The 17,566-nt window shown below is 64.8% G+C and carries 14 protein-coding genes; 13 read left to right on the top strand and 1 reads right to left on the bottom strand.

Going from position 1 to position 17,566, the window contains the following annotated elements; translation table 11 throughout:
• Positions 1-202: 202 nt before the first annotated feature.
• Complete coding sequence (locus tag AB0B64_RS42355) at positions 203-3,214, bottom strand: Tn3 family transposase (RefSeq protein ID WP_357955455.1); 3,012 nt, start codon at positions 3,212-3,214, stop codon at positions 203-205.
• A 501-nt stretch (positions 3,215-3,715) separates the two neighbouring features.
• On the opposite strand from AB0B64_RS42355, the gene AB0B64_RS42350 reads away from it, so the two are divergent.
• The 13 genes from AB0B64_RS42350 (at position 3,716) to AB0B64_RS42290 (ending at position 17,482) form a co-directional block, all read left to right on the top strand.
• Positions 3,716-4,096, top strand: a complete 381-nt coding sequence (locus AB0B64_RS42350; protein WP_357955453.1) for a cupin domain-containing protein — start codon at positions 3,716-3,718, stop codon at positions 4,094-4,096.
• Complete coding sequence (locus tag AB0B64_RS42345; protein ID WP_357955451.1) at positions 4,093-5,010, top strand: ketopantoate reductase family protein; 918 nt, start codon at positions 4,093-4,095, stop codon at positions 5,008-5,010. The genes AB0B64_RS42350 and AB0B64_RS42345 overlap by 4 nt, the downstream gene beginning before the upstream one ends.
• 176 nt (positions 5,011-5,186) lie before the next feature.
• Positions 5,187-6,182, top strand: coding sequence for an ABC transporter substrate-binding protein (locus tag AB0B64_RS42340; protein WP_357955449.1), 996 nt, complete (start codon positions 5,187-5,189; stop codon positions 6,180-6,182).
• A 59-nt stretch (positions 6,183-6,241) separates the two neighbouring features.
• The gene (locus AB0B64_RS42335; protein ID WP_357955447.1) at positions 6,242-7,090 is read left to right on the top strand and encodes an ABC transporter permease subunit; all 849 of its coding nucleotides are present in this window, start codon (positions 6,242-6,244) and stop codon (positions 7,088-7,090) included.
• Positions 7,091-7,092: 2 nt separating this feature from the next.
• Positions 7,093-7,959: an ABC transporter ATP-binding protein gene (locus AB0B64_RS42330; RefSeq protein ID WP_357955446.1), complete on the top strand. Its 867-nt coding sequence runs from the start codon at positions 7,093-7,095 to the stop codon at positions 7,957-7,959.
• Positions 7,956-8,690 (top strand): GntR family transcriptional regulator, encoded by a 735-nt coding sequence (locus AB0B64_RS42325; protein WP_357955444.1) that lies wholly within the window; start codon positions 7,956-7,958, stop codon positions 8,688-8,690. The genes AB0B64_RS42330 and AB0B64_RS42325 overlap by 4 nt, the downstream gene beginning before the upstream one ends.
• A gap of 119 nt (positions 8,691-8,809) precedes the next feature.
• Positions 8,810-9,733: a nitrilase-related carbon-nitrogen hydrolase gene (locus tag AB0B64_RS42320; RefSeq protein WP_358185250.1), complete on the top strand. Its 924-nt coding sequence runs from the start codon at positions 8,810-8,812 to the stop codon at positions 9,731-9,733.
• 94 nt (positions 9,734-9,827) lie between these two features.
• Positions 9,828-10,901, top strand: a complete 1,074-nt coding sequence (locus tag AB0B64_RS42315; RefSeq protein ID WP_358185247.1) for a tartrate dehydrogenase — start codon at positions 9,828-9,830, stop codon at positions 10,899-10,901.
• Between the two features lie 344 nt (positions 10,902-11,245).
• Positions 11,246-12,631, top strand: a complete 1,386-nt coding sequence (locus AB0B64_RS42310) for a transposase (RefSeq protein WP_358185242.1) — start codon at positions 11,246-11,248, stop codon at positions 12,629-12,631.
• A gap of 198 nt (positions 12,632-12,829) precedes the next feature.
• Positions 12,830-13,558, top strand: a complete 729-nt coding sequence (locus AB0B64_RS42305) for a TnsA-like heteromeric transposase endonuclease subunit (RefSeq protein ID WP_358185239.1) — start codon at positions 12,830-12,832, stop codon at positions 13,556-13,558.
• Positions 13,555-15,726: a hypothetical protein gene (locus AB0B64_RS42300; protein WP_357955433.1), complete on the top strand. Its 2,172-nt coding sequence runs from the start codon at positions 13,555-13,557 to the stop codon at positions 15,724-15,726. The genes AB0B64_RS42305 and AB0B64_RS42300 overlap by 4 nt, the downstream gene beginning before the upstream one ends.
• Complete coding sequence (locus AB0B64_RS42295) at positions 15,723-16,835, top strand: ATP-binding protein (protein WP_357955431.1); 1,113 nt, start codon at positions 15,723-15,725, stop codon at positions 16,833-16,835. Before AB0B64_RS42300 ends, AB0B64_RS42295 begins: the two co-directional genes overlap by 4 nt.
• Positions 16,832-17,482 (top strand): TniQ family protein, encoded by a 651-nt coding sequence (locus AB0B64_RS42290; RefSeq protein WP_357955429.1) that lies wholly within the window; start codon positions 16,832-16,834, stop codon positions 17,480-17,482. Before AB0B64_RS42295 ends, AB0B64_RS42290 begins: the two co-directional genes overlap by 4 nt.
• Positions 17,483-17,566 lie beyond the last annotated feature (84 nt).

Below are 17,566 nucleotides of genomic sequence, written 5' to 3'. Positions count from 1 at the left end.
CCTCGGCACGGGGCGACCAGAAGCACCAGGTCACAGGTCAGAAGGGGTGCGCCCCGCTCAGCCTCAGGACGCGGGAACACAGAGGTTATTTCCTACTACAGCGAGGCCGGCCAGGCGCAGAGCTGGTTGTTGAGTTGGTCGTGGAAGGGCCGCACCAGGTCATTCGCCACTCAGAGCGGATCAGGCGCGACATTGTGTACCTCTAGGCCGGTCCGAGGTCGAGCTGTTTGCTCATGTCGAGCTCGAACTTGCCGTACAGGTTCAGATGGGACCAGAACAGAGCCGACAGGGCGCGCCGGTCGGCGTCGGTGAGCTTCTTCTGCCATCGGGGCTCGGCCAGGACGATCTGGACCATCCTGGTGTTGAGGTAGACGATCGCGGCCTGGACCAGGTGAAGGGCGAGGGCGGAGACTTCGACGTGTTCGCGGTCGTCGCCGGTCAGGTCGCCGGCCTTGCCGTAGAAGATGTCCTTGTTGGCCGAATTCCAGTTCTCCACCACGTTGAGACCCTCACCGATTTCCCGGCGCAGCTCTTCGTCAGCCAGGTAGTCGCAGATGAAGATGGTTCGGATCACCCGGCCGAGTTCCTCGATGGCACGGTAGGTGGGGTGCTTGGGGCCGCCGCGGGTGAAGCGGCGCAGCATCTGGTGGGCCTCGGCGGTGCCGAGCCGCAACGCCGTCGCGTACTTGATCATCTGGTCGTACTGGTTGGCGATCAGCTCCCAGTCGATCGTTTTGCCCGACAGCACCTCCTCCAGCCCCGGCCAGGCCTCGCCCTCGGCCAGACCCGGCCGGTACAGACGGGCCGAGCCGATGTTCTTCAGCCGGGGCAGCAGCTTGAAGTCCAGCAGGTGCGAGAACGCGAAACCCACGATCGAAGCACCGTGCGTATCGGTGTATTGGCGGTCGACCTCGGCGGACGTCAGATGGCGCAGCAGGCCCTCGATCATCGAGGCCACCTCGGAGTCCGTGGTGGAGCGCACCTGGCTGTAGATGCACACGTTCTTACGCTCCACGTGCCAGTACACCATGATCCCGGCACCTGCGTAGCGCTGGTGCCACTCGGTCATGAAGTTCGCCGACCACGAGCCGAACTTGCGCGAGTCCGACGCGCACGCCGTGCCCGGCCCCCACAGCGAAACATCGCGCACCTGGAGCGTCTTGTTGACCACCGTGCGGATCGCGGCCCGCAGGTTGTCGCGGTTGACGAACAGCCGGCGGGTCCGGCGCAGCGCGGCCTCGGTGTCGGCCTCCATCCCCTCGATCGCCGCGGTGCCCTCGGCGACCCGTTTGATCCCCATGTTCGTGCCCAGCCCGAACGTGCACAACAGCAGCCGCCGGCGCAGCACTTCCGGATCGGTCACCGTCCGCGAGGCCACCGAGGTGAACTCGCCGGTGAAGGCGGTGGCGTGATCGACGTTCTTAATCAGGTCCAGCAGGTCGATCACTCCCCAGCGGCGGGCGATCTCCTCCTTCAACGCCTCCAGGTTCTCCGGCTCGCTCTGCTTGCCCAGGGCCGGGACGCTGATCCACGGCTCACCCTTCCTCCGGGTGATGCTCACCCCGCCCGTGGTGGCCTTCTTCAGCCCTTTGTGCAGCCGGTCCAGCGCCGCGACGTGCCGCTTCTTCAGATCGGCGACGAAGTCGGCCGGGTCGCGGGGCTTGGCCAGCGCCTCGTAGTGCACATCCCGGTTGTCCTCGAAGTCGGCGGGCAGGTCCTCATCGGGGTTGCGCCAGGTGTTGGCGCCCTCCACCCAGATCTCGCGCCGCCGGATCGCCTTGCGCAGCGCCACCAGTACACACAGCTCGTACGGGATCCGCTCGACCAGGCCGCTGTCGGGGTCGCAGACCGCCTCTCGCCAGTCCTCGGGCACCACGTGCTCCAACGGCACCGCCTCGGCGGCGGCGTAGAAGTCGGCGTCGGAGCCGTCGTAGCGCTTCAGCAGCGCCAGCGCGTCCATCACCGGCCGGAACACCTCGTTGCCGCACCCGAACGTCACCGCTTTCAGCAGCTTGGGCAGCCCGCGCCGGTAGTGATGGGAGTAGGAGCCGCGCAGCTTGGTCCGCACCCGGGTGCGCAGCTCTTTCTCGTTCGCCCTGGCCTCAGCGATGATGTCGGCCAGCGTCCGCTCACCGACCACCGGATACAACGCCTTGCGGACAATCTCTTCCGGCAGCTCCAGCGCCGCTATGGCGAGCTTCACCAAGATCCCGTTCTTGCCCTGCACTCGCCGGAACTCGGCGTTGAGTTCCCCCTCGACCTTCTTCTCCGCCCGCACACTGATCTTGTGCACGAGCTGGATCAGTAACTCCACCAACCCGTCGATCAGCTCCGCCTGCCGCACCTGGCACAACGCGGCCAGCAGCGTGATGCGCACCGGCGCCGCTGCCGCCTCGAAATCGGACGGGTACATCTTCATCGCCCGGGCCCGCCAGCCCGCCACAACCTTCTCCGAGACCCCCTCAAACAACGCGGCCGGCAGACCGATCGCCTTCACCCGCTCCAGCTTCACGATCTCCGCCAGCAACGTGTCCAGCTGAAACGATCCCGGATCCTCCTTCAGCTCCTGCAAGAACGCGCGCCGGCCGCCACTGGCCACCTGCGCCTGCCCGTTCTCTGCAGGGGCATCCTCTCCGGCGACCGGGACGGCGGCCGGGGGAACGTCGGCGACGATCAGCTCTTCCAGCTTGTCGATCGACTCGAACGACAAGCGCTCCACGGTCGTGGCGGTGAAGTTTCGCTCGAACATCGCCTCGGCCGCACCCAGCACGCGTTCGATCCGGGTCGTCTTCGGCGGCTCGATCCTGTCTTCGCGGCAGCGCGCCAGCAGCGCGCCGCGCAGCCGATCCCGCGACATCTCCACCGGGCAGATCTTGGTGGCCAGCCAGTCGGCGAGCTTGTCCTCGTCTCCCACCGTCGGCTCACGGAAGCCGTGGAACTCCCGGATTTGCGCTCGATGGTTCTTGATGGTCCGCCCTGACCAGTCGTAGGCGGCGAACAGTTGCGCGTCGACCTTCACCTGACCCGCCATGAACTCCACCGCCGGGCGGGGCACGTCCTCCCGGCGCGGGAACCGCGCTTCCAGCTCGAAGAACTTCAGCATCAGACCGAAGCCGAGCCGCGTCGCCCCGGACTTGTTCGCCAGCAGCGCGAACTCCTCCTCATCCAGCGTCCAGCACTCGATCAGGTCCTCTAACTCCCATTCGCGTCGCATGCCCGCACCCTTTCTCCCGACCTCAAACGAAGGCCAGGAAAACAATGATTTGTAACCATTCGACTACCGAGCGGTATATCCGAGACGTGATCGCGACGTAGCGGACCTGAGATAAAACGCTCAGTTACATATGTCCGCCTCATGCTGGCCATCCACCCCACGAACTACCCGAACAACGATCACGCAGAGCTACATTGCCCCTGGTGACGTCAACCCGAGCGCCGGGCCATCACCTTCGAACGTCACATGATCGAGAAGAGACAAGCCTCATCGGCCCTGCTGAGGACCGCTGTGGCATAGACCCGTCTCCACGCTTTGAGGGGATTGACAGACGCGACCACTACCCGATTACGGGACAGAGCCGTTAGGGGTTGAACAGACCCACACGTCGCGGTTGGGAACCGTCTGGTCGTCCAGCCGCGTCCGCCCCCGCACGACGACGTCTGCCCCGTAAGCCGAAGGAGCATTGACATGTCAGATTGATATGTTAGCTTCTACGGCATGGATGTCACCTATCTACAACACGCCAGCTTCGTGCCGATGCACCCCTCGCACACCGGCTGTGAAAGAGGGGTCGCGTTCGTCTCAGACGCCATTCGATTCAGCGTGTTCAACGTCCCTCCCGGGGCCTCGATCGCACAGCACAGCCACACCGTCATCTGGGACCTGTTCTTGGGGATGGCTGGCCGTGGCACGATCACGATTTCGGACAGCAATGAGTCGATGTCGTACGAGATCGTCCCGGGCGCCTTCTGTGCCATGCCGCCCGGGAAGGTTCATACGGTCACCAATGATTCCGACGAGCTGTTCACCTTCGTGCTCGCTCAAGCGCCGTTCGACCAGTACGACCACGTGCTGACGGCCGAGGGCGGAGCACGATGAGAGTTGGCGTAATCGGTTCAGGAGCGACGGGCGGGTACCTGGCCGCCAAGTTGGCGCACGCCGGCATCTCGGTCACGCTCGTCGCGCGTGGCGAGAGTTACGCACGGATCGAGCATGAGGGCATCGTTGTCAACGACCCGGACGGAACGCGCATCGTCGCCCGCCCGGAGCAACTGATCAAGCCCGGCGGCGTAGCCACTCCCGCTGTCGACCTGGTTCTGTTCTGCGTCAAGTCCTACGACACTAACGAGGCCGCTGCCGCGCTGACCGCCGTCGCCGGTGATCACGCGCGTGTGTTGTGCCTGCAGAACGGTGTCCGGAACGAAGAAGTTCTCGCGGATCTGATTGGGCCGGCGCGTCTTCTCTCGGGTGTCCTCTATATCGGCGCGCGGCGGACCGCTCCCGGCGTGATCGATTGCACCTCTCCGCCGAGGATCCATCTCGGCGACTACGTCGGACAGCCCTCTCCCGACCTCGACTCCATTCTCGACGTGTTCCGGTCGGCCAACCTGGACATCGCCGCAGACGACCGCATCCGCGCGCAGAAGTGGCAGAAGTTCCTGTTCAACTGTGCTCTCAACCCGCTCACTGCGCTCATCCAGCGCCCGCTCGGCGACATCTTGGCGCGTCCGTCCGGCCGCCACCTGTACGGCTCACTGCTTGAGGAGGCAATCGCCGTCGGAAGGGCCCACGGCGCGCCGATCCCCTCGGACGCCGGCGACAAGGTGTGGGAACAGGGAAACCGGATGAACATCCTCTCGTCGATGGCAGAAGACGTGGCAGCCGGACGTCCGCTGGAGATCGACGCCTTCACCGGGTACGTTCACGAACTGGGCGATCGACACGGCGTCGAGACCCCGGTGAGCGGCGTAGTCCTCGACATGCTCAAGACGCTGGACCCAGCTGCCGCCTGACCGCACGGTAATGCGTACGGTCGATTAAGCCAAGCGCCCTGAAAGCGGGCGATCACCGCACTTGCTCGTTCGCAAAGGCGCGCCCTCGCATGCAGGTGCCTGACCAACAATACGTCCGTACGGACCCCCTACGCGTCCGTACGGACGCGCCGAGGTACACACACAAGGAGGCTGAAATGTCGTTCTCTCAATCGCGGAAGTACCTCGCTGGCCTGGCACTCGCATCATGTCTAGCGTCGGCAGCCTGCGGAACCAAAGACTCCGGTAAGAACTCGGACGACCTGACGAGCCTGGAACTGGCCATACAGCAACCTCCTTCGCTCGGGTTCTTTCTCAGCCCGATCATCAAAGATCAGGGATTGGACAAGAAGCACGGCCTGAACATTTCATTCAAACCACAACCGGGGGCCACCTACCGTACCAACTTCGCCTCGGGCGCGACGCAGGTGGGCGCCAGCGGCACACTGCTCACCGATGTCGGTCTGCTCTCCCAGAAGGGCGGAAAAGTCCAGTACCTGTTCAACGTGTACAACTACTGGGGTGCCGCGGTGGCACCCAAGACTTCGGGTATCACGAAACTCAGTGACTTCAGCAACAAGAGCTTCGCCGCGGACTTGACGTCGGCGCAGTACGTGATGTTCAAGTACGTCGCCCAGAAGAACGGACTCGACGTAGGAAGCATGCGCGTCCAGGGCGTCCAGGGCCCGGCCCTTTCCCCGATCATCGAAGCCAACCGGGCCGATGGTGTAGAGATCTGGGAGCCGGCCTACTCATCCCTCACCGAGGGAGGCACCAGCGACAAGTACACGACGTTCGACCTTGCGAAGCTCTGGACGCAGGCGACCGGCCAGTCCCACATCCCCTACCTCGGGCTGGCCGCCCAGACGAGCTGGATCACCTCGCACAAGCGAGAGGTCTCGCAGTTGTACGACACCTACGTCGATGCCGCGGCGTACGTGAAGGAGCACCCAACGGAGGCGGCGCAAACGATCTCGAAGGCACTGAGAATCCGTGAAGCCTCCATCGCCGCACTGCTGAAGTCGACGAGACTCAATTTGAACGTCTACTGGGCTTCGTCGCAGACAAATGCGATCGACACCGTATTCCGCGCAGCAGTTGAGTCCGGCTACCTCAAGTCTGTGCCGCAGGGCGTGGTCTACCAGCAGGGTTGATCTCGGCGCCTGACCATGCCCTTCAATTCTTCTCACGTGCGAAAGACGGAAATGCTGTCGTGAACATCAGGCAATTGGCGGAGAACAAAGCCTCCGTCGCACCCGAAACTGGCCGCGTTCTCCCAACTCCTGCCTGGCGCGTTTGCCTGTCGGCACTCAAAGGCAAACGCGCAGCAGTTATCGACATCATCGCAATCGCCGGACTGTGGCAGCTTAGCACACTGTTCCTATCGAGTCTGGTGGCTCCGTCGATACCCGATATCTGGAATTCACTCGTCCACATCGTCACCAACTCCGCGACGTTGAAGAGCCTTCTCATCACCGTGGAACGAGTCGTCCTAGCACTGATCACCACCTTCCTGCTGGGTGTGGCCATAGGGCTGCTCATGGGCGCCCGGCGAACATTCGAGACCTATGCGCGCCCGATTCTGCAATTCCTGCAGGGTGTGCCGGGATTGTCATGGGTGGTCTTCGCGGTCATCTGGTTCAAGGACGTCGAGACGCGCATCGCGTTCATCATGCTCGTGGAACTCACGCCGAGTTTCGCTCTCTACACTGTCGGCGCAGTCCGGTCCGTTCCCCACGACCTGCAGGAAGTGGCTGTCGCGTTCCGAGCAAGGCCGATCCAACGATTCCGGCTCATCGTGTGGCCCGCGGTCATCCCCGCAATGCTGTCCGCGTGGGAGGTCAATCTCGGCACCGCGATCCGAGTCGTGGTCGTCGCCGAGTTGGTCGGGGCAACAACGGGGGTCGGTTATGAGTTGCTCAACTCGCAATCGATCTTCGACATGGCCGGAGCGATAGCCTGGACACTGCTGTTGGTCGTGGTCCTGATGATCTTGCAGGCTGTCCGTGGTCTCGCCGAGAGTCGCCTCCTGGCGTGGCGGCCCGCGGTCGGAAGGGGTTAATCATGAATCAGCCACAGCCCACGTTCCCTGTCGTTTTCGACGACGTCACCAAGGCATTCGCACGCAAGGGCCCCACGGGAGGCAAGGAACAGCTCGTCGTCTGCCGCGACCTCAGTTTCCATGTGGCCCCGCAGGAGCGAGTCGCGATCGTAGGAGCGACCGGCTCGGGCAAATCCACCGCCCTGTCGCTGATGATGGGTCTGCAGTCCGTCACGTCCGGTCGCGTCCGTGTTCTCGGGCACGACCCCTACCGTGACTTCGATGAGCTACGTGCCAAAGTCGGGATCATCTTCCAGACTGCGCGACTCCTTCCGTGGCGAACCACCATCGACAACGTCGCCCTCGGCCTCCAGATCCTCGGAGTCGGGAAGAAGGAGCGCAAGGAGCGCGCCGCCGAATGGCTCGACAAGCTCGGACTTGGTAAATTCGCCCACGTTCACCCCCATGAGCTGTCCGGGGGGATGCAGCAGCGGGCAGCCATTGCCCGCACGTTCCTCACCGACCCCGATCTCATCCTCGCGGACGAAGCGTTCAGCGCCCTGGACGAGGTGACGGCAGCAGCGGTGCGATCGGACCTGCTCAAGCTCATTCAGGACACCCGGAAGACGACGGTCTTCGTGACGCACTCCATCAGCGAAGCCGTTGAAGTCGGCCAGCGAGTTCTCGTGCTCGCCGCGCCCGGCCGTGTCGTGGGCACCGTGGAACTGAGCGAGTTCGGTGAACCGTCAGCCGAGGCGCGTCATACCGCCGAACGGCGGGTCAGGGAGATTCTTCGCGCCGCCAGCACAGATGGGCGAGAAGCCGGCAACTCCGCGATTCGGACACTGGCGAAGGAGGCGAGTACGATCGAGGATGTGGTGAGCCGATGACGAAGGACCAGGAGCCTATGCCGTCGCCCAGTGTTCCGCTCGCCGACATCGCGTACGAGCGAATCCGAGAAATGGTGTTGCGACGCCAGATCCGCCCGGGTGAGCAGACCTCGGTAGCCAAATTGGCCAGCCAGACGAAGCTGGGCCGCAGCCCGGTGAAGGAAGCGATCACGAGACTGGTCTCCGAGGGGCTCCTGCAGGTGTCGGACCGCCGCGGAACGACGGCGGTCAAGCTCACCCGATCGGACATCGCCGACCTGTTCGAGCTACGCCAGATCTTCGAAAAATACGTAGCGTCCCGCGCCGCGAAGAACATCACCTCGGCTGAACTTCAAGAATTGTCCGAGCTACTGGTCATCCTCGAAGAGGAATCGCTGTCCAAGCCTCCCGAGAAACAGTCGATCGCCAAATTCATCGATGCTGACGTCCGTCTGCACGAGATCATCATCCGGTCGGCCGGCAACGCCCACCTGACTCGTCACTACAAACTCCTGAACCTTCATCTTCAAATCTCGGACTACCTGTTCCGTCACCACACGGGGATGCGCGAGGAACGACACCGAGACCACATCGCCATGGTCGACGCGCTGAGAGAGCGAGACGGTGAAAGGCTCGCGACCCTTCTTGAGCAGCACAGCAACTCCGTCAAGCACGTAATTCTGACAGCGATGGAAGTCGAAGAGGCCGACGGCAGTACGTGGTTGAACCACAGCACGCCCGCCGACCACTGAGCGCCGGCCCAACCGCACATCCCGTCAAACCCTTCTCTCCCACACGGTTACAGGCCAAGACGCCTATCGCGCTGTCACGCTGTCGCCGTTGCACGCTTACCCTCCCGCAGGAGACACCCATGGACTCTGTCCGAGCAGCAGTCGTTCAAGCATCCCCAGTCCACAACAACCATCGCGCGAGCATGGCGAAGATACGCAATCTGCTGTCCGACACCTCCCGGTCAGGCGCCAAGCTGGCCGTCTTCCCGGAAGCCTTCCTCGGCGGCTACCCACGAGGAGCAACATTCGGCACCTCGATCGGGAGCCGCACCCCTGAGGGCCGGGAGGAGTTTCGTCACTACTGGAACGCCGCAATCGACGTTCCCGGACCGGTCGTGTTCGAGCTGGGCGAACTCGCCGCCGAGTTCCGCACCCACCTGGTCATCGGCGTCATCGAACGAGATGGTGGGACTCTCTACTGCACGGTCCTCTTCTACGATGCTACGGGCGCGTACCTCGGCAAGCACCGCAAGCTCATGCCCACAGGCGCCGAAAGGCTTATCTGGGGTTTCGGCGACGGCTCGACACTCAACGTCTTCGATACCGAGATAGGGCGTCTCGGAGCCGTTGTCTGCTGGGAGAACTATATGCCGCTGCTGCGCGCCGCGATGTACTCCAAAGGCATCCAGATCTACTGCGCTCCGACCGCAGACAGCCGTGACACCTGGACCGCAACCATGCGCCACGTGGCATGCGAAGGACGGTGTTTCGTCCTCGGAGCCAATCAGTACATCACCCTGGACGACGACTGCGCCGACGTTAAGACGAGCGACCAATCCGCGCTGATGTCGCGGGGAGGCTCGCTCATCGTCTCTCCCATGGGAGAGATCCTCGCCGGGCCGTGCTTCGACCAGGAAGCGGTGCTGACCGCAGACCTCGACTTGGCCGAGATCGTCCGCGGCAAGTACGACTTCGACGTGGTCGGCCACTACGCGAGGCCCGACATCTTCCGCCTCACCGTCAACGAACGGGTTCAGCGAGCGGTCTTCACCGAAACCGACTAGCTCTCCTGACCGGCACCTGGATGAGCACACTGTTGAAATCGGCCGATGTGCCCTGACGTACGCAGGCACCCTGCAATGGATGTGGAGGCAACACATGACGACGACACCCGGCACGCACAGAGTCGCCGCCATCCCCGGGGACGGCATCGGAACGGAGGTGACGGTGGCGGCGCAGAAGGTTCTTGACGCCGTCGCCTGCCGCCACGGCTTCACGCTCGACTGGAGGCAGTTCGACTGGAGCTGCGAACGGTACGTGCGCACCGGCCAGATGATGCCGGCCGACGGTATCGATCAGCTCCGCGAGTACGACGCCATCTTCCTCGGCGCCGTCGGCTTCCCGGGCGTACCCGACCACGTGTCACTGTGGGGTTTGCTCATCCCGATCCGGCGCGCGTTCCAGCAGTACGTCAACCTTCGACCTGTTCGGCTGTTCCCCGGGATCACCCCGCCGCTCGCGGGTCGAGGACCGTCAGACATCGACATGGTGATCGTGCGGGAGAACTGCGAGGGGGAGTACTCAGAGATCGGTGGACGACACGCCACGGGTACGCCCCATGAGTTCGCCGTGCAGGAAGCGGTCTTCAGCCGTCACGGCATGGAGCGAGTCATGCGCTTCGCGTTCTCCCACGCCCAGCACCGCGGTGGTCACGTGACGTCAGCGACCAAGTCCAACGGCCTCATTCACTCAATGCCGTTCTGGGACCAGATCTTTCACGAGATCTCAGCGGACAACCCGCAGATTTCTTCCGACCAATGCCACATCGACGCGCTCACCGCTCGCATGGTCCTCTCCCCGGACAAAGTCGACGTCGTCGTCGCATCCAACCTCTTCGGCGACATCCTCAGCGATCTGGCCGCCGCAGTCGCAGGTAGCCTCGGTATCGCTCCCTCCGGCAACATCAATCCCGAGCGCACCCACCCGTCCATGTTCGAGTCGGTGCACGGCTCTGCCCCCGATATCGCTCACAAGGGCATAGCGAACCCGACCGCCCAGATCCTCGCCGGCGCCATGATGCTCGATCACCTTGGAGAAACCGATGCTGCGGCCGCGGTCACGAAGGCCGTCGAAGACGTTCTGGGCTCGTCTGACGTCCGGACGCTCGACCTTGGCGGCACCGCCGGCACGGTGGAGATGACCGAAGCGATTCTCGCCCGATTGGGCGGATAGCCGATCAGCCGGTGAGCTCCGCGGCCAGGACGGTGCTGGGTATCGACGGCATGAGGTTGCTCCGGTTTGGTGGAACAACCATCCGCTTGAGGAGAACGTGGCGCCCCCTCAGTCCTAGCCACCGCCGAACGCCGCAAGAAACCCCCGACCAGACCAAGACCGTCGCCAAGACTACCCTCCATCGGCTGCTGTCCCGCCGCGACGTCCCCTACACGAGAAGACCCTGTGGCGCATACTGACCGGAAAATCACCCACCTCAGCCGGGCAGGCGGCAGCGAACCTCGGCCGGTGGAAACCGTCGAGATGATCAGTGAATCTTTTTCGTGCGCCCATCAGAGCAGGAGGTGCAACGCTCGAACCTGGCCGGCTGGGGCAGCTACGGCTACTGCGCCTCACATTCGCGGTTCTTTTGGGGCCTGCGGTTGTATCTGGTCTGTACCCCGGCGGGGATGCCCATCATGTGGGCACTGGCCAACCCGAAGATCGGCGAGCGCGAGGTGCTGGCAGCGATGCTCGAGATCGACGCCGACCTGATCGCCGAGCGCGAGGGCATCCTGCTCATCTCGGACAAGGGCTTCGCCTCCAAGCCCTTCGAAAAGGAACTCGCCGAACAGGGCATCGAGCTGCTGTGCCCCTCGCGCAAGCGAGAGAAACAGAGGTACGGCGAACCGATGCTCAAGAAGGTCCGCCAGCTCATCGAGTCGGTCAACGACACCCTCAAAGGGCAACTCAACCTGGAACAACACGGCGGCCTGCTCGGGCCGGTCCTCGGGCGGGTGCTGGTCCATCACGCTGTCGCAGTCTCGCGCCGAGCTCGGCGCTGCGTGCCCGCCAACACCCGCCGCGCCTACGCCCGGCAATGGGCCGCCTTCACCGCCTGGTGCGCCGGACACGGCCGCGTCGCACTGCCCGCCACCGGGCACACACTGGCCGAATACACCTCAAGTCTCTGCGAGGCCGGGCAGGCGCCGGCCAGCATCGAGCAGGCCATCGCCGCCGTGCGCACCATGCACCGGCTGTCCGGCCACACCGGCTGTCCGGCCACCGAGGCCGCCCGCCTCGCGCTGCGCGCCTACAAGCGCCGGCGCGCCGAGGACGGCGGCCGCGGCCAGCGCGAGGCCCCGCCCATCACCATCGACGCGCTGCGCGCCATGGTCGCCGCCTGCGACCTGACCACGGCGATCGGACGTCGCGACCGGCTGCTGCTGGTGCTCGGCCTGGCGCTGATGGGCCGGCGCAGCGAACTCGTCGCCCTGACCAGGGACGACGTGCGCGAGGTCGCCGACGGCCTGGAGGTGACCATCCGCACCTCCAAGACCGACAAGGACTCGCGCGGCGAGACCATCGCCATCCCGCGCGGCAGCCACCCGCTCACCGACCCGGTCGCCGCCTGGCGCGACTGGCTCCACGTCCTCGACCAGGCCGGACACACCGACGGGCGGCTGCTGCGTCGCATCAACCGGCACGCCACCATCGGACCCTCGCTCGGCGCGGACGCGGTCAACGTCGTTGTCCGCGACCTGGCCGTGCGCGCCCGCGTCCCGTACGCCGAGACCGTCACCGCGCACAGCCTGCGCGCCGGCGGCGCCACCGTCGCCTACGCCGCCGGCGTCCCGGTCGCCGTCATCGCCAAACACGGCCGCTGGGCGCCCGCCTCACCGGTGGTGCTGAGGTACATCCGCGCCGTCGACCGCTGGCGGGACAACGCCATGCGCAACGTCGGACTTTAACGTACCTGTAGGTTCTCAAATTCCGTGTCACTTTCTCATTCGCAATGACACTCGAATCGCACAAATGACATGAGATTGAGAATTCGCCAGCGGCACCAAGAACTTTGGACTTAGCCTTCACATCCTGAGATGCACTCCTTACCAACTGTAGGTACGTGATGCTCTGCCTGCGGGGATCCGAGATGTGGGGGATTCTGTATGAGGGCAGCCAGTGTTCTCACGGCGACCCTGTCCTTTCGCCCTCGTGAGGGCATTTTGGTCAAAGATGCCGAGTGGCTGGAAGTCCCCCTTGACGTACTGCGGGCCGCCGTACCCTGGCGCACGTTCCGCTGGAGTAAGGGGCAGAAGCATTACTCGGGCACATACTGGTCGGCCACCCAACGCGACCATGTGATCTACGAATCTCGCCTTGAGCTGGCCCGACTTCTGTTCGCCGACTTCGATACCTCCGTCTTGGGCATCATCGCCCAGCCCTTCCTCCTTACGGTGACGCTCGACGGCATGGCCCGCAGGCATGTTCCCGACTTCCTGCTGCTGACCATGACTGGTCCAGTGATCGTTGATGTCAAGCCCGCCCACCGCGTGACGGCGCCAAAAGTAGCCGTCACCTTCGCCTGGACTCGGCACGTGGTCGAATCCCGCGGCTGGCGCTACGAGGTCTGGAGCGAGCCTCCGACCAGCCGGTTGGAGAACATCCGCTTGCTCGCTGGGTATCGGCGCCCCTGGCTATTCGACCAGCACCTGATGAACGCGCTGATGAGCGAACCGTTCAACGGTGTGAGCCTGACGGACGTGATCTCCAGCCAGCCTGGATGGCCAGGGGAGACGGTGAAAGCGACTGTGCTGCACCTGCTCTGGCAGCAACGTTTCGTAACCGATCTGGATCACCCCCTTAGCCGGGGCCACCTTCTCTGGACGCCGACATGACCAAGGGGAGCACGAGGGTCGGAGTGGGGACTCGTTTCCACTACGACGGCGAGATTGTTGAGATCGTCCAGATGCTGCCGACCAGCGCGGGCAACGAGGTGCTTCTGAGGAACGGCCGCGGACAGGTCTCGCGCGTTGCCCTGCGTGAACTCCTGGCGTCGCCTCGCGCTCGCGTGATTCCCAACGAAACAAGTTCTTCCGATCGCGACGCGACTCAGCATGCGGCGGTGATTCTGGGGCAACTCGACGACGCCCAGCGGCAACAGGTTCGCGAACGCGCAGCACACGTCCGTGAGGTCCTCACTGGTTTCCGATCCGGCAGCCCCGAACTGGCAGGCGAGGAGGAACCTCGGCCCCAATTTCGTCCAGACCTACCGTTGACCAGCCGCTACGCGGCGAAGGCCGCAGAGTTGGAGGTCACGATGCGCACCATCAAGCGCTGGGTCGCAGACTTCCACGCTCACGGTGAGGCTGGATTGGCTCCGAAAGCGAGCGCCACCAACGGGTACGGGAGAGTCGACGAGCGCTGGGTGGAGACAGCGTTGGAAATCATGGCCGAGCATGTCGAGAAGTCAAAGCCGTCACGCTCCATGGTGATCCGCCGCACCGAGGCTCGATTGCTGGCACGCTTCGGGCAGGGAGGGGTGAAACTGCCCAGCAAGGCGACCGCTTTCCGGGTGCTACAGGAACTGGAGAAGCGCCAGCCGACGTTCCGGTTGAGCACCAAGCGGAACCGGGACATCGCTGAACGTCCGGACGGCGTCTACGGCAGGTTGCGGCCAACTCGGCCGGGCGAGTACGTGCTGATGGACACCACGCGGCTGGACGTCTTCGCCTTGGATCCGGTGACGCTGCGGTGGCTGCAAGCCGAGCTCACGGTCGCGATGGACTGGTACACCCGGTGCATCGTCGGCGTCCGGGTGACGCCGGTCTCCACGAAGTCCATCGACGCCGGCTCGGTCCTCTACCAGGTCTATCGGCCACGGCCGCCGGGCAAGAACTGGCCGGCGCACGCGGTCTGGCCCGAGCATGGGATTCCCCGCTCGGTGCTGCTGGACGTCGAGGCGGTCGAGGGCCCGCTGGCCGAGGTGTCCACTGGTGGGCGGGGTGCTGCGGGTCCGTCGCTGGTGCCCGAGACGATCGTCGTCGATCACGGGAAGATCTACGTCTCGGAGCATCTGACCAGTGTCTGCCAGCGGCTGGGCATCTCTATCCAGCCCGCCCGGCTGCGGACCGGCCGCGACAAGGGGCCCGTGGAGCGCTTCTTCCGCACGCTGCGCGAGGATCTGCTGCAGGCGCTGCCCGGCTACAAGGGCCCTGACCTGCACTCCCGGGGCGTGAATCCGGAAGGCGATGCGTTCTACTTCCTCGACGAGCTGGAGGCGATCATCCGGGAGTGGGTCGCGGTGGATTACCACTTGCGGCCGCATGACAGCCTGGTCGACCCGCATGTCCCGGGACTGCGCATGTCGCCGGCGCAGATGTTCGAGCATGGCATCTACCGCGCCGGCTACATCGAGGTGCCTCGCGATCCGGATCTGGCCTTTGAGTTTCTGCAGGTGAAGTGGCGCACCATCCAGCACTACGGCGTGGAGGTCGGGCGCCGCTACAACGGCCCAGGGTTGAATCCCTTCCGAGGCCAGACCAGCACCTATGCCGGTCCGAACACTGGCAAGTGGCCCATCTACGTCGATCCCGATGACATCACCAAGGTCTACTTCCGCGACCCCGACACCCCTCGCGGGCCTGCCGAGCGGCGGTGGCACGTCCTGGACTGGGAACATGCCCCGGCCCTGGACATGCCGCTGAGCGAGGAGGCCCCGCAGTTCGCCCGCAAGCTGGCCGCGGCCAAATACACCTACCCCGACGACCGGCTCGCGGTCGCCGACCTGCTGGAACGCTGGAAGATCGGGCTGGGGACGTCGGTCGCCGAACGGCGCATGGCGCTGCGCATCTCCCGCGAGCAGGCCGCGATCGAACTGCCCGCCACTGCTGCGGATGCCATCTCCCGGCTGCCGTCCGTGCGTCATGCCCTGGAGAAGTCAGTCCCGGCGGTCGACTCTCCCGTCGATGACGAGGTTCCAGCGCAGGAGCCTGACCTGCCGCAGGGCGATGACGACGACGAGGACGAGCTCGACTTCTACGCCGAGGCGCTGGAGGACGTGTGACCGTCACTGACAGCCCGCCGGTCGCGACGCACGCCAACCTGGACAATCTCACGCTGGCCCGCAAGGAAGGCTGGCAGCACTACGTCGACGCGCCCCGCCGTCTCCAGCCCGAACCGCTCACCGTCGCCCAGCTTCGGCGGCTCGGTCCTGAAGCGAAGGCTGGTTACGACCGGCAACGCCGTATCTGGCACGCCAACCTCGGGCCGATCAAGACCCCTCAGCTGGCAGAGCTGCACGAGGACCTGTGGGACATCGTCGACAGCAACGAGCAGGACGGCGACAAGGTCAAGGGCGCGATCGCGATCGACGCCTTTCCCGGGCTGGGCAAGACCACCGCGGCGCTGGCGTTCGCCCGCCTGTTTCACCAGCGGGAAATCGTCGAGAAGGGTGCCTTCACCGGCGATGGCCACGAGAGGTGGCCGGTCTGCCGGATCGGGATGACGGGCAACACCGGGATGAAGGACTTCAACCGAGCCATGCTGGAGTTCTACGGCCACCCGGCCACCAGCAAGGGCACCGCCGCCCAATTCGCCCACCGCGCCCTGGACTGCGTGCTGTCCTGCTCCACCCGGCTGCTCATCGTCGACGAGCTGCACTTTCTCCGCTGGCAGGCCAAGAGCGGCATCGAAATCAGCAACCACTTCAAGTACATCGCCAACGAGTTCCCCGTCACCCTGCTGTTCATCGGCGTCGGCCTGGAAGCCCGCGGGCTGTTCTCCGAGGGCACCTCCTACAGCGACGCCGTACTCGCCCAGACCGCCCGGCGCACCACCCGCCTGGGCATGCGCCCCTTCACCATCGAGGCACCACAAGGTCGGCAGGAGTGGCGGACCATGCTGCTGGCCCTGGAACAACGCCTGGTCCTGGCGGCCAAACACCCCGGATTCCTCGCCGACGACCTGTCGGACTACCTGTTCGCGCGCAGTACCGGACACATCGGCTCCCTCATGACGATCATCAACCGGGGCTGCCAGCGTGCTGTCCGCATCGGCGTCGAGACGCTCACCACCGACCTGCTCGACCAGGTGAAGAACGACGCGGCGGCTGAAGCCGCTCGCCACGAACTGGAACTCGCCCTGTCTCGGGGCCGGTTGACCACTATCTCGTGAACGTCCCGGTCCGCACGCTGCCCATCAGGGTGCCGCCGATGCCGGGCGAAGCCCTGGACAGCTGGCTGGAAGCGCTGGCCACCCGCCTGGACACGCCACTCACGCACATGCTTGACGCGCTCGGCCTCAGTCGGCACGACCGAGCATCCCGCGCCGGCCCACCGCCCAACTGGACCATTCATCTCACCCAGCACGAGGCCGCACACCTCGGCGCTGCGACCGGAGTCAGTCCCCAGACCCTGCGCGGCATGACCTTGTCGCGATGGGCCGGCCATTTCCTCACCCTGGACCCCACCGCCAGAACCGTGAATGTCCGCTCGTCATGGACCCGGGCGCGAGGGTCGCGCTACTGTCCGCTCTGCCTGGCCGAAACCGGCGGCCGCTGGCAACTTACCTGGCGATTGACCTGGCACTTCGCCTGCTTGGACCATGGCGTCCTGCTCCAGGCGCGTTGCGGCGACTGTGGTCGCATGCCCCGCGAACTCGGTCATGCCCTAAGTTCCGTTCCCGTTCCCGGCAGATGCTCCCTTCCACGCCTTGATGTCGCTAAGCGAGCCACCGCACGCCCTGCGGTTTCCCGCTGGCCGGCTGCGACGAGAACCCCAGCGACATCGATGTCCAGCCGTTTCTCACCAGCCAGCAACTGATCAGCGCCCTCATCGACAGTTGCGGGGGACCGTCCTTCCGGGACGGTATCTATCGTCACTCTCCGACCCAGCCCGCCGAGGTCC

The sequence above is a fragment of the Nonomuraea sp. NPDC049129 genome (genome assembly GCF_040648495.1).
Classification (GTDB): domain Bacteria; phylum Actinomycetota; class Actinomycetes; order Streptosporangiales; family Streptosporangiaceae; genus Nonomuraea.
The sequence above is the reverse complement of the archived record's forward strand: the minus strand, read 5'-3'. Positions and strand labels throughout refer to the sequence as shown.

What these genes read in the sequence shown, in the direction of transcription:
- AB0B64_RS42355 (WP_357955455.1), bottom strand. Translation starts at nt 3,214, where the DNA reads ATGCGACGCGAATGGGAGTTAGAGGACCTGATCGAGTGCTGGACGCTG.
- AB0B64_RS42350 (WP_357955453.1), top strand. Translation starts at nt 3,716, where the DNA reads ATGGATGTCACCTATCTACAACACGCCAGCTTCGTGCCGATGCACCCC.
- AB0B64_RS42345 (WP_357955451.1), top strand. Translation starts at nt 4,093, where the DNA reads ATGAGAGTTGGCGTAATCGGTTCAGGAGCGACGGGCGGGTACCTGGCC.
- AB0B64_RS42340 (WP_357955449.1), top strand. Translation starts at nt 5,187, where the DNA reads ATGTCGTTCTCTCAATCGCGGAAGTACCTCGCTGGCCTGGCACTCGCA.
- AB0B64_RS42330 (WP_357955446.1), top strand. Translation starts at nt 7,093, where the DNA reads ATGAATCAGCCACAGCCCACGTTCCCTGTCGTTTTCGACGACGTCACC.
- AB0B64_RS42325 (WP_357955444.1), top strand. Translation starts at nt 7,956, where the DNA reads ATGACGAAGGACCAGGAGCCTATGCCGTCGCCCAGTGTTCCGCTCGCC.
- AB0B64_RS42320 (WP_358185250.1), top strand. Translation starts at nt 8,810, where the DNA reads ATGGACTCTGTCCGAGCAGCAGTCGTTCAAGCATCCCCAGTCCACAAC.
- AB0B64_RS42315 (WP_358185247.1), top strand. Translation starts at nt 9,828, where the DNA reads ATGACGACGACACCCGGCACGCACAGAGTCGCCGCCATCCCCGGGGAC.
- AB0B64_RS42305 (WP_358185239.1), top strand. Translation starts at nt 12,830, where the DNA reads ATGAGGGCAGCCAGTGTTCTCACGGCGACCCTGTCCTTTCGCCCTCGT.
- AB0B64_RS42300 (WP_357955433.1), top strand. Translation starts at nt 13,555, where the DNA reads ATGACCAAGGGGAGCACGAGGGTCGGAGTGGGGACTCGTTTCCACTAC.